Raw genomic sequence first — 12433 nt, 5'->3', positions numbered from 1 at the left:
GATAAGGGTAAGTATGATTAACTTCATGCTTACCCTTTTTTGTTTTTAATCGGCATGACCAAATAAAAATTCTTCATCGGTTTCTAACCACTGTGGGTATTTCGCCATTGCCTTCGCAAAGCGTTGATCTTGTAAGTGTTTATTCAGCCAATTACGTAAGTGTGGGAAGGGCGCTTGCAAATACCAGTGACGATCAATACGGGCAAACTGACGGATAAGCGGCAAAATGGCGTAATCAGCTAAACTGACTTGTTCACCAACTAAATAAGTATGTTGGCTTAAATGTGATTCGAGCATAGTTGCATAAACCGCACATTGGGTGCGTAGCTCAATTTCATCATCGGTATGGTAACGCACTGCGTATTTATATTTACTTAATGCAGAAGTAAACACCGTATCGTGAATATCAATCAGGGCGAGCATGGCGGGATAGGCCTCCGGCTCATGTCTGTGCAGTAAATCTAATGGGTCACTTTGATGCAGCGCCCAAATCATAATATCTAAGCTTTCGTCAATGACAGTACCATCATCAAACACTAATACCGGCACTGTGGCTTTTGGCGATACCGCTAGCATTGCTGCTGGTTTATTTTTCATGACCACTGCACGTAGCATTACCGCTTGCTGTGCAAGTAATAAGCCCAGTCGCGCGCGCATCGCATAAGGACAGTTTTGTAATGAGTATAAAATTGGCAGTGGCATTTAGCCTTCCTTTTTATTGTCAGCGTTATGGCATGTTTTTTCTGCCTTGATAGTAACGCACTTACGGTTATTTATGGCTAATTACGATTAATTTTGTTGGAATAAGCAGGGATAGTTGTTTTAGGCTGTGTGATATCGGGGTTATATGCGTGTTTATAAAGCGTAGTGATATAAAAGTAATACCTAAAAATGCATATTTAATTAAAAATTATTTCATATTCAAATTTTTAATCGAAAACGCAATATTATATAAAAAATAAAGCCGTATTATGAGCCCATATCAAATTATAAACATATTAATTTATAGAGTGATTTATAAATTAGAAACTTAGTTATCGAGGCTATTATGAACAAAGAACAAGTACAATACGTTATTCAATTATTACGCGAAGGCCATTCACTAACTGAAATTACTAAGTTAGCAAAAATTAACGTGATGTATGTTAGTGTTATCCGTAAGCTGATGGTGATGGATTTACTCAACATTGAAGCATAGTTCATAATACCGATGACAACGCGCTACAGTCTCTAGCGCTTTGTCGTTTTATCTCGCATTTTTATAGTCCCTTCTAGCACATCAAAACTCTTTCTAAAACGCTTCTTACTGGCATAATAAAGTAACCCGCGACTCTCTAAAGCAAGATTTATAGCACTCGCTATAGCACTGGTAAATTTACGTGTTTGCGGCTGGCTTTATGATAATTTATTGTATTTAGTTGCTCTTGACGTATGGTGCTAAATTTGAATATGGTTGTCGAGGTTATAATGGATAAAAAGCAAGTTCTGTATGTGGTTAAATTATTACGTGAAGGGCACTCACTGACTAAAATAACTCAGTTAGCAAAAATTAATGTTATGTACGTGAGTGTGATTCGTAAGCTAATGGTGATGGAGTTATTAAATATTGAAGCGTAATTGATCGTATAAATGATAAAGCGCTACAGTCTCTAGCGCTTTATAGTTTTTACCGCTTTATGATATTAAGATGCGGCGATAACTTCATTGTGATGTTGTTTTAATTGCTGATATAAAACATCTTTTAAATTGGCTCGTTGTAATTTGAGCTGGGTCATATGCTCATCATCAGTCGGACTGCCAGCGATTTCTAATTGGCGAATGTCATAATCAAGTATATGGTACTGTTTTGATTTTTCTCTGAACGACTCATTTTTATAGTTTAAATATACGATATCTTGTTTTAATTCTGGAAAGTCAAAAATAAGTGCATGATTCTCATTTAGCATGGGTTTTCCTCAAGAGTGAAAGTAAACGTCTATAACGCGATTACTACCTTACTATTATCTTATTACTACCTTACTACTATAGCACTCCACTATTTACGAAAGTTGACCTAATCGTGGTTACAGCTAATTTCATACTAAAAAATGAGGTTGTTATATTAAGGGTTAATTACGGTTTTAACATTGATTTTATTATATATTATTGTTTTTATTTTTATTTTCACAGGGTTAAATAAGGTTGATATTTCTTATTTAAAAGATAATAACGTGAATTACAACGTTGATAAGAAATTATGTTAATCATAGTTTGACGGGAGTAACAAAACCGCACTTAATTAAAGTCATTATACCTATAATTGTATATTCTTATTTATTTAACGACCTATTTCTTTAGGCGTACAAATTCATTAAGCCACAACAGTAGCGACGTGTTTTCGCTATGAGTTTATGACGTTCAAAGTATCCACTTTGAAATAGGAATGGTAAATGCTTAATTATAGTGAAATAAATAAAATGTTTAATCAAGATGAAGATACGTCAGTTCATCTTGATGCCCTCTACAATGTGGCGATTAACAACTACCAAGGGTTATCGCGATTGTCGATTATTTTGATTAAAGATGATCACGCGTCTAATTATTTTGTTCGAGACCGACTTACCGCAGATTGCAATGATGAACTTTTTATCAAGAAAGTAAATCAAGAAGGCGGCCTCCCTAAAATTATCAAGTCAAAATCAGAACGTATAATCGATGACTTAGCAGGCTTAGCGTCAAATCCAAGAGCACTTTTTTTATTGAATCATGGCCATCGTAGTAGCTTTTCTTATCCACTGATGTTTAAAGGGGAGGCGATTGCGATGGTATTTTTCAATGCCTCCGAACTTGGTTTTTTTGCTAAACGTTCGATACAGAAAGATATGCTTTTTTTATCAACTGTCATTCATTCTTTGATGGTACGTCAGTTTGAAAAAAAGCAGTTTATCGATATTTCACTGGCGATCGCCTTGAATATGGGCCATGCCAAGGATCCTGAAACAAAAGGGCACCTGAATCGAATGGAACGTTATAGTGCTAAGCTGGCGTATTTATTGAGTGATAATAAAGAGATAACCCATGAATTCATCCGCCGGATTGAGTCCTTTGCGGCCTTTCATGATATTGGTAAGTATAAGATCCCCGATGACATTTTATTTAGTCGTGCGATCTTTACCACTGAAGAACGCCAGATAATGAATCAACATTGTGCGCATGGCGTTGATATTATCAATGATGTACTGGGATATTTCCCGGTGAATATGCGCTATGTTGAAGAGTATCGTTTTCTTAAAAATATTATTCTACATCATCATGAACATTTCGATGGTAATGGTTACCCGATGGGATTAAAAGCAGGTGCGATCCCGCTGGAAGCTCGAATCGTAATGGTTGCAGATGTGTTTGATGCGTTATTAAGTAAACGTTTATATAAACCAGCTTGGTGTATTGATGATGTGATTGCTTATATGATCGCGCATTCAGGCACTATGTTTGATCCAGATTGTGTCCAGGCTTTAATTAATAACCTTGATGATTTTATTGGAATCTATGAAGCGTATGCAGATGAATAAAAGGCTTAACGCCAGTTGTATGAGAGGGTTCAATTATATTGAACCTTGTGTTAATTTCATTCTAATATTATTAACCAGAATGACAGGTTATACTTATCTCTCTTATAAATAGAGATTCCCTATGTTTAAATCATTCACAAATTATTCATTCCAAAAAACTGATTTGTTATTTATCGTTATTGGTTTTTTATGTTTAACCCCCCTTATTTCATCTCCTGTTGCCTTAGTGCTTGGCTTTACGCTAGCTACATTAGGTTTTGTACCTAAAAGTATTAATTTAAGTACGATCACCAAAAAAACACTGGCGTATTCTATTGTTGGTTTAGGTTTTGGTATCAATTTAGACGAAGCGATTGTCGCAACTAAAGACGGGTTTGGTATTATTGTAACGTCAATATTCTGTACGCTAATACTTGGTTGGTTCTTGACGAAAGCGTTTAAAATTGACAAAAAAACGGGGTATTTAATTTCTGCCGGTACGGCTATTTGTGGGGGCAGTGCGATTGCCGCTATTTCACCTGCTATCAATGCTAAAAATGATCAAACATCATTGGCATTGGCTGTGGTATTCATTCTTAACTCCGTTGCTTTGTTTGTCTTCCCTGTGATTGGACACCTCTTAGAAATGAGTCAGCACGCCTTTGGTGTGTGGAGTGCGATAGCTATTCACGATACTTCATCTGTTGTAGGTGCAGCGTCTGCTTACGGTGATGAAGCGCTATTAACGGCAACGACATTAAAATTAGCACGGGCATTATGGATTATTCCAGTGGCATTTATTAGTGCATTGCTGTTTAAAGGCGATAGCAAAAAGATAACGGTACCGTTCTTTATTTTGTTTTATTGTTTCGCTATTTTTATTGCTTATGCACTACCTGATTATCAGGTTTTATATCAAGGTATCTTTAATGTGTCGAAACAAGTATTAGTCATGTGTTTGTTCTTGATTGGTGCTGGTATCACGGTACAAAAAGTGAAAGACGCGGGTGTCAGACCATTAGTGCTCGGTGTACTGCTGTGGATAGTAATCAGTGTCAGTTCATTGGTGTACATTCTATATTTTATGTAAACATTGATTGTTAGTCATAAATTGGCATCGGCATAAATGGCCCTATAAATAGAAATAAAAAAGGAGGTTTAGCAACCTCCTTTTTTTATGTCCGCAGATTGCTTTTTTTAACGCTGAATAAATAACTAATTAGTAATGTAAATGCGACAAGATCTAGCGCTGATGATGTTAGCCCTTGGGTAAATACCGACAGTAATATACATAAAAACACCAGTGTAATTATTAACTTATTGGTCATAACATTAGCTCCTTTTATTAATGCTTAGACATATTATTGGAGCAAAGAGGGTTAAATAGGAAATACCGTAAATGAATAACTCATAACTAATTGTAAATCCTTGGGTACTCAACACATTGTTTTCATGTTTCTTACGCTATTCTTGTTAGGCGAAATTTGAATTTGTGAGGTTGGTAATGAAGGACACACCACATGGTCTAATTAAGGGCGAAGTGACAGGGCGAGTTAACTGGACGGATAGTGAATTCAGTTTGCAGGTCACTGCCGATATCGCTTGTTATACGGCAGGTCAATTTACTAAATTGGCACTATACGATGATAGTAAAAACGATTGCGGAAACGAGAGTAGAAATGATAGTGAAGATGAGAGTGGGGATGATAAGGGTGAATGGATCCGCAGGGCTTATTCATTTGTTAATTCCCCAAATCATGCGCTAGGTCAGCAAGTGATGGAGTTTTTGATTATCGCTGTACCAGAGGGACAATTGTCATCACGATTAGAGAGGTTACAAGTGGGTGATGATGTGTATGTCGGTAAAAGTCCTGCTGGTTTTATGACCCTAGATGAAATACCGCGTTATACAAAAGATTTATGGCTATTGTCTACTGGCACCGCGATTGGCCCTTTTTTATCCTTGATTGACGAAGTCGAGACCCAACAGCGTTTTGATAATGTGGTATTAGTACACGCGGTAAGAACGCCTGCTGAGTTAGTCTACCAAGATAAAATACAGCATCTTGAAGAAAGGTATCAGGGCAAGTTTCATTATGTGCCGATTGTGTCTCGTGAAAATAGAAAAGATACATTACGCGGCCGTATTCCCGGACTATTAAAATCGGGTGACTTGGTTGATGCTGCCGGTATTGCACTGACGACTGAGCGTAGTTTTTTCTATTTGTGTGGTAATCCCAGTATGGTGAAAGACACGAGTGCGGTGTTAAATGAGCTTGGATATCAAAAACATTCACGTCGTAGTGCTGGGCATTTCAACTCAGAAAATTATTGGTAGTGAGGCTGGTAGTCTTTAATTATATTGTAAAGAAGCTTGTTGTTTTAACCAGGTCTTGAAGCATTCAATAGCAGGTGAGTGATGATGCTGAATCAAGTAATATCCAGCCTGGGCACCGATAGGGCTGAAAGGGGAAGCTAACCCTTCTTTCGCTAAATCGGCAGCGGTAAAACCGTTATTAAATAGCGCACAGCGGGCTAATGCAACCCCTAATCCTGCGGCAGCAGCGGCCATTGCCATATCGGTACGGTTAAAATAATGCCCGTGTTTACTCAGTGTATTTTTTGTTGGCGTGGTAAGAGACATCTGTTGTAACCAAAATTGCCACTCCGCGTCTTTATCGGCGTGCTGCCAGGGCATCGCATCATGTAGCAGTGTAATGTTTTGAGAATCAAGCGCCTGTTCCCAATCAAACCGTGCCATGTATTGCGGGCTCATCACCGGTAATAATTGTTCTGCTAATAACAATTCCGCGTTAATCTTTTTATCATTCGCTTGATAGGGACTTTGGCCATAATCGATAGCAAGATCATAATTAGTATCAGTATGATCGACTAATGCACCTTCGGCAAAGGTGTGGATCTTTATATCAGGATATTGCTGATAGAAATGCTGTAAGCGCGGCACTAACCATTTATATGCAAAAGAGGGAGTGAGCTTAAGGTGTACATCACCAGTATTACGGTTCACTTGTTGCAACTGACTGATCACGTTGCCTATCTCTGTGATGCTTTGTTCTACGACTTGATGTAATTGCTGTCCTGCGGGGGTTAAACGAATACCGCGAGAGTGGCGCTCAAACAGACTTAACTGTAGATTCTGTTCCAACTGTTTTATTTGTTGGCTAATGGCGCCTGTGGTGATATGCAATCTTGCGGCTGCTTGGGTAAAACTATGGCAGCTAGCCGTCGCCGCAAATGTAGCTAAACCGGATAACAGATTATCGTTCACTTTTAACATCAAGGACCTCTGTGTATACACAGTGTTTAGTTTTACTAAAGGCTGATATTAATACTTATGGATTGTTAAGTAAATGTAACGATCTTATGCTGACGAATTATTTATGAGCGATAGATGGTATAAAATGGAAGTCATAGTATTAGGTTGTGGGGTTATTGGGTTAACGTCAGCGTGGTATCTCGCGCAAGCTGGACATGATGTGACTGTCGTTGATCGCCAGCCGAGAGGGGCTGAAGAAACCAGTTTTGCCAATGCGGGGCAGATCTCTTATGGTTATTCCTCCCCTTGGGCTGCCCCTGGTATACCGGTAAAAGCCATTAAATGGTTAGCGCAAAAACATGCACCTTTAAAGATTAAACCAGGGTTGTCGCCAGATTTGTACCTGTGGGCGGCAAAAATGTTGGCCAACTGTAATCAGCACAGTTATGAAATAAATAAAGCGCGGATGTTACGCATTGCCAATTATAGTCGCGATTGCTTGATTGATTTGCGTCAGCAGCAAGATCTTGTGTACGAAGGTCGTCAACAAGGTACGCTGCAGGTATTCCGTCATGAATCACAACTGGCTGGTATAGCTAAAGACATTAAAATATTGGCGGATAGTGGCACGTTATATGAAAGATTGGATGTTGCGGGGTGTCTCGCTGTGGAGCCTGGATTAGCCAGTGTTAAAGATAAAATTGTCGGTGGATTACGGTTACCTAATGATGAAACCGGTGACTGTTATTTGTTTTGCCAACAGCTAACAGCATTAGCACAAGCGGCGGGGGTTAAATTTAAATTTGATGTAACGGTGAATAAACTGAATCATCAAGATAACAACATCAGCTCGGTGGATACCAGTATTGGGGAGTTAACGGCAGATGCTTATGTGGTCGCGATGGGGTGTTATTCATCAGCGTTACTCGACCCGATTTTGTCGCCACTCGGATTGGCTATGCCGATTTATCCGGTAAAAGGCTATTCGCTCACGGTGCCGATTGTTGACAGTAGCCAAGCGCCGGTTTCAACTGTGATGGATGAAACTTACAAAGTGGCGATGACGCGTTTTGATCAACGAATACGTGTTGCAGGCACGGCAGAGTTGACGGGGTATAATTTAGATTTAACGGAATCTCGAAAAGACACGATAGCGATGGTGATAAATGACTTATTTCCCAACGCGGGTGATATGAGCAAAGCGGAGTTTTGGACGGGTTTACGACCTATGACCCCCGATGGCACGCCAATTATTGGTAAAACGCCGGTGGCTAACTTATTCACCAACTGTGGACATGGTACATTAGGTTGGACCATGGCGTGTGGCTCGGCGCGTTATCTTGCTGATGTGGTCAGCGGCGTTACACCTGATATTGATAGCAGTGATTTGGATGTTTATCGCTATGGTTGTTAATGTTCTCTAAATAATACTATCTAAACACTATTATTTAAACAATGCGGCATGCTGACTGGCTAAAAACTGTGTGCCCATTTCATAACCCATCTTGTAATCGGCCGCTAAGGCTTCATCACTGCTACCAAGAATACGACTTGCTAATGGCTGTGGCGGGGCAATTTCAATTATCTGGGCATCCTCTGGCGGTGTCTGAATAAAGTCTATTGCCTCACTGTAAGCATTCTCGTGGCCGGTGATAATCTCTAATACTTTGGGGCAGCGCTGTGAACTGCATACCCAAGATTTGAGTTTATGTGCCCACGGCGAGCGTACATTTTGATGTGCCGGCACGGTACGCAATACGATTATTTTTTTAGCGCCACGATGATAAGCTTCTTGAATTGGAATCGGTAATGCCACGCCACCATCAACGTAACGACCGTCACCAATCGTAACCCCTTTCTTATATAAATACGGCAGCGCGCTGGATGCTTTCAGCATGGTAAGCCAATTATCTGCTGTCGGTTCAAGAAATGCGGGACAGAAGCCGTTAATCGTTGTCGCTGAAAAAAGCAGTTGACGGTTTTTCAATTGTGCTTGTGCGCAGTTCATATTGAGTTGGTATTCAGGATCATTCACTCTATCAAAATACCAATCAAGATCGACAGTATTGCGCCCAGAAAGAGGCCGTTTCATATCAAAAAATTCAGGATGTTTGGATAGCTGCATGATCGAACGTTTGGCATGGCCAGATTGTCTGGTCATATAACTTGATAAATTCTGCGCACCAGCAGATGTGCCGATGAGTAATGAAAAAGGGTTAAAGTCGTTTGCTAACCAACTATCTAAGATACCAGCCGTAAAAATACCACGTTGTCCGCCGCCTTCTACTACCAGTGCGGCGTCTTTGATCGGCGTTGTTGCAGTACAACTGGCGATATTGATTAAGGTATTATTGGTTTGTTGGCTCATAGTTCCTCCGGTAGTAGCAAGGAAGTAATTTACCTGATTATAAGAGGAAGGTTAAGTCGATTGTTTATTTTAAATCGATAGCCATTAGCTATCGATTTATTTTTTTTGGGGGGGCAAGTTTAAAGTGAGTTTAGTTTAGATAGTCTTGTTGGCAGACGCTGTTAACTAATAATTCGGGTTTAATTTTTTGTAAACTGGCGGTAATAATTTGACGCACACGTTCTCGAGACATGAATAGGCGTTCACCAATGGCATTAAGGGTTTGTGGCTCTTCTCTGCCAAGGCCAAACCGGAGTTGAATGATCTCTTTGTCACGGTCGCATAAGTGATTTAATACTTCCGTTAAGTAGCTTGAGGTATCGGTATTTTCTATTTCATCATTCGGTGTACAAATCGAACTGTCTTCAATAAGGTCGACTAATGCAGTATTTGAATCGTTTTTGGTTGCAATCGTTTTGTCTAGGCTCGCTTCAGTGAAGTAGTGAGAAAGTACCTCAACTACATCATCAAATTCGAGTTCTAAGTTAGTCGCAATTGTTTGTAAGTCATTGTTACATTTTAAATCCAAGAGTTCTTCACGTGCATTCTTTAAGATACGTTTGTAGGTTTTACCGACATGAATCGGGACGCGAATAGTACGAGATTGATTCATGATAAAACGTTCGATATTGTTTTTAATCCACCATACTGCGTAAGTTGAAAATCGAAACCCTTTGGTTGCATCAAATTTTTCAACGGCGTGAATTAAACCGGTATTACCTTCTTGGATGATATCAACAAGTGCTAATGAAGTATGTTGATAGCGTTTAGCGATGTTGATTACTAAGCGCAAGTTAGATTGGATCATACGTTGACGTGCTTTTTGATCGCCTCCATGCGCAGCAATAGCCGTATCATACTCTTGTTCTTTGGTAAGTAAGACACTGGTTTTACTGACTTGTTGCATGTAAAGATCTAATGCGTTTGATTCGTTAAATAATTCCATTTTTTAACCCTCAACGTATTTTATTAGCGATACTCGCTCATCCCTGTAAAAATACGTAACTAGATGACAGATGAAGAAATTCATAATGTGACAACTCGTCTAATTATAATCCTCCTAAGGGAGAAATATAGATAGCGGTATAAACGAAAAAAGGCTGATGTTGTGAATAGGTTAAAAGAATTGAACAAATAGGAGTGATGTCTGACCAGTTTTTAGTAAATACTAACTAATTTTGAATAAGGGTTGATCCTTTATCGCCTTATTTGTTCTATATCAATGAATAGCGACGGCTCAATTCATCAAACGCATCATGAAAGCGTTATCAATGGGTGGTTGGTATGCCCATTGATAGTGTTAGCATGCTGATTGCTTACATATGTGCTTTACGTTCTTCTTCGCATTCATATGATGCCATTTCAAATATACGACATACCCAAGGTCTGTTTTCATAGATGCTGCACATTAATGTATCTCTATCGAGCGCAGCACACCAACCATCATGACCTTGCGCCATAACTTGGCCGCCCCAATCATCGGTGGTGATATAACGCTTAGGTACACCCGTTTCTGTCAGTAGCATGACTTCTAGGCGACAGCAACATGCTTCACAGTTAGCACAGGTGATTTCTGCAACGGGTAGGTTCGTTATTTCAATTGTCATTATTATGCCTTTTCTACCGGTTTAATGCGGTTGTTTACAAATTCATGTGCTGAGGGCGCTATATCTGCACCTTCAGATTGTCTACCTAGGTTGGCCGCTGCAACTAACGTCGCGCCGGAACCGAAGAAAGGGTCAATAATCAAGTCACCAACGCTTGAACTTTGGCTGATTAGTTTTTCAATCAGTGGCACTGGCTTCTCGGTTGGGTAACCGCGCCATACCCGTTTTTCTTGTAATACGTCAGGCATGCCTAAATCTTGTAATTTTCGCTTACCTTTTTCGAAAAACAAAATAAATTCATAACGTGCGCGATAATGATAACCCATACCAATTGCGCATTTATCCCATACGATGGGTTTCCAAAATTTAAACCCAAGGTCTTCAGCGATAGGTTTAATCACAAACATGGTTTCTTGATCGCAAAATAAATAAAAGTGACTGTTTTTTTTCAGTACGCGATAAATTTGTTCAACTAATGCAGGGAAATCACTATTTGGAAAGATACTAAACCATTGGTTACTCGAACCAGCGCTGTTTTTTAAGCGGGTTGTCGTGCCTATTTTTCGGTGTTTTTCTAAGGATTCATAAGGTGGATCTGTGATAACCAGATCCACACTTTCATTCGGGAGGGATTTTAACCAATCTACTGCATCAATCTTATGTAACTTCATTTATTTTTTCAACATGTTTGCAGTGGTCTGCATGGATTAGGGCGCCATGTTATCAGGTAACGACTGCAAACAGTAGTGTTGCATTAGCTTAGTAAAATATAACCACAATGGTCGTTATTGGCTGGCTGTTTTACCTTGCATGAAGGTTTCACCTAGGCGTTTGATCCACCAATCAATCACATCTTTGGTATCGTCTAAAGAATCAATCATGGTGCCGAAATCTTTATTGCCAGTCCGTCTATCAATTGCAGCGATAAGTGGTTTGTTATTTTCATCACTGACCATAAGTTCAATACTCGCGCTGCCGACATTTGTGTGTTCACCTGTGGTGATCTTGGAAATAACGGAAATTCCCAAGCTTACTGGCACGATACTACTTGTTACGGCCAAGATAGGATTTGGCGTTTCGACATTACTAATGGCAATACTCAAGTGCAGGGTTTTTTCTGTTGCAGTATCGACAATCTGCTTATGCGGCGATATGGTGTTAATTAAACTCTCGGTGAGGTAAGTTGTGATTGTTTCAATCTCTTCATCAGACAAGCTATCGTCTTCGACTAATACATAGACACGATCTAATATTACACTGTCGTATTGTGCTAATTTATTACGCACTCTATCAGCATTACGTAATCCTATTCTCGCCCATACCAGCGCAACCCCGTCTTCTGGGCCGGCTTTGAAATCATCATATGAGGTAAATTTTGTCGCTGATATTAAGTTGGTTTTCGCGCAGCCAGTTAACAATAAGCAGCAAAGTAGGGAGATGATAACGCGTGATTTTAGGGGCATAAGATAGTTGACTCATAGATGTAAAACAAGGGGTTATATTACGTGTACTATAGCATGTTTTACTATTAGCCTGAATGTTAAGCAGCGCTTAAACTTGTGTTGATAGATATCAGGTGTTGGTGTGTGGCGGAAATAGGAAATAGGAAATA

The 12433-nt window shown here is 39.5% G+C and carries 14 protein-coding genes; 6 read left to right on the top strand and 8 right to left on the bottom strand.

All coding sequences use genetic code 11. The features are described from left to right. Positions 1-45: 45 nt before the first annotated feature. Positions 46-702 carry a glutathione S-transferase gene (locus A923_RS0115640; protein WP_017222625.1) on the bottom strand — a complete coding sequence of 219 codons (657 nt, stop codon included), beginning with the start codon at positions 700-702 and terminating at the stop codon, positions 46-48. A gap of 346 nt (positions 703-1048) precedes the next feature. On the opposite strand from A923_RS0115640, the gene A923_RS23130 reads away from it, so the two are divergent. Together A923_RS23130 and A923_RS23125 are read left to right on the top strand one after the other, a co-directional pair. Beyond that, positions 1049-1198, top strand: a complete 150-nt coding sequence (locus tag A923_RS23130) for a hypothetical protein (RefSeq protein WP_017222624.1) — start codon at positions 1049-1051, stop codon at positions 1196-1198. Between the two features lie 269 nt (positions 1199-1467). Beyond that, positions 1468-1617, top strand: a complete 150-nt coding sequence (locus tag A923_RS23125) for a hypothetical protein (RefSeq protein ID WP_017222623.1) — start codon at positions 1468-1470, stop codon at positions 1615-1617. Between the two features lie 65 nt (positions 1618-1682). Here the strand turns inward: A923_RS23125 and A923_RS0115625 are convergent, their stop codons facing one another. Beyond that, positions 1683-1946, bottom strand: a complete 264-nt coding sequence (locus A923_RS0115625) for an HP1242/YdcH family protein (RefSeq protein WP_017222622.1) — start codon at positions 1944-1946, stop codon at positions 1683-1685. A gap of 483 nt (positions 1947-2429) precedes the next feature. Here A923_RS0115625 and A923_RS0115620 point away from each other — a divergent pair, with 483 nt between their 5' ends. The 3 genes from A923_RS0115620 to A923_RS0115605 all read left to right on the top strand — a co-directional run bounded on the left by A923_RS0115620 (position 2430) and on the right by A923_RS0115605 (position 5868). Continuing rightward, positions 2430-3551, top strand: a complete 1122-nt coding sequence (locus tag A923_RS0115620) for an HD domain-containing phosphohydrolase (RefSeq protein WP_017222621.1) — start codon at positions 2430-2432, stop codon at positions 3549-3551. A 121-nt stretch (positions 3552-3672) separates the two neighbouring features. Continuing rightward, positions 3673-4620 carry a YeiH family protein gene (locus tag A923_RS0115615; protein WP_017222620.1) on the top strand — a complete coding sequence of 316 codons (948 nt, stop codon included), beginning with the start codon at positions 3673-3675 and terminating at the stop codon, positions 4618-4620. Between the two features lie 414 nt (positions 4621-5034). Beyond that, on the top strand, positions 5035-5868 hold the full coding sequence (locus A923_RS0115605; RefSeq protein ID WP_017222618.1) for a ferredoxin--NADP reductase: 834 nt from the start codon (positions 5035-5037) through the stop codon (positions 5866-5868). A gap of 15 nt (positions 5869-5883) precedes the next feature. Here the strand turns inward: A923_RS0115605 and A923_RS0115600 are convergent, their stop codons facing one another. Next, on the bottom strand, positions 5884-6828 hold the full coding sequence (locus A923_RS0115600) for a LysR family transcriptional regulator (protein ID WP_017222617.1): 945 nt from the start codon (positions 6826-6828) through the stop codon (positions 5884-5886). A gap of 124 nt (positions 6829-6952) precedes the next feature. Here A923_RS0115600 and A923_RS0115595 point away from each other — a divergent pair, with 124 nt between their 5' ends. Further along, positions 6953-8221 carry a D-amino acid dehydrogenase gene (locus A923_RS0115595; protein ID WP_017222616.1) on the top strand — a complete coding sequence of 423 codons (1269 nt, stop codon included), beginning with the start codon at positions 6953-6955 and terminating at the stop codon, positions 8219-8221. A gap of 30 nt (positions 8222-8251) precedes the next feature. Here the strand turns inward: A923_RS0115595 and A923_RS0115590 are convergent, their stop codons facing one another. The 5 genes from A923_RS0115590 to A923_RS0115570 form a co-directional block, all read right to left on the bottom strand. After that, positions 8252-9175 carry a patatin-like phospholipase family protein gene (locus A923_RS0115590; protein WP_017222615.1) on the bottom strand — a complete coding sequence of 308 codons (924 nt, stop codon included), beginning with the start codon at positions 9173-9175 and terminating at the stop codon, positions 8252-8254. A 130-nt stretch (positions 9176-9305) separates the two neighbouring features. Next, the gene (locus tag A923_RS0115585; protein WP_017222614.1) at positions 9306-10160 is read right to left on the bottom strand and encodes a sigma-70 family RNA polymerase sigma factor; all 855 of its coding nucleotides are present in this window, start codon (positions 10158-10160) and stop codon (positions 9306-9308) included. Between the two features lie 370 nt (positions 10161-10530). Then, positions 10531-10821, bottom strand: a complete 291-nt coding sequence (locus A923_RS0115580) for a YkgJ family cysteine cluster protein (protein ID WP_017222613.1) — start codon at positions 10819-10821, stop codon at positions 10531-10533. 2 nt (positions 10822-10823) lie between these two features. Continuing rightward, on the bottom strand, positions 10824-11492 hold the full coding sequence (locus tag A923_RS0115575) for a DNA-methyltransferase (RefSeq protein ID WP_017222612.1): 669 nt from the start codon (positions 11490-11492) through the stop codon (positions 10824-10826). A 114-nt stretch (positions 11493-11606) separates the two neighbouring features. Then, entirely contained in the window at positions 11607-12284 is a 678-nt protein-coding gene (locus tag A923_RS0115570; RefSeq protein WP_017222611.1) for a DUF3313 domain-containing protein, read from the bottom strand. Positions 12285-12433: the final 149 nt, after the last annotated feature.

Origin of the sequence: Moritella dasanensis ArB 0140, from assembly GCF_000276805.1 — a bacterium.
GTDB lineage: Bacteria > Pseudomonadota > Gammaproteobacteria > Enterobacterales > Moritellaceae > Moritella > Moritella dasanensis.
The sequence above is the reverse complement of the archived record's forward strand: the minus strand, read 5'-3'. Positions and strand labels throughout refer to the sequence as shown.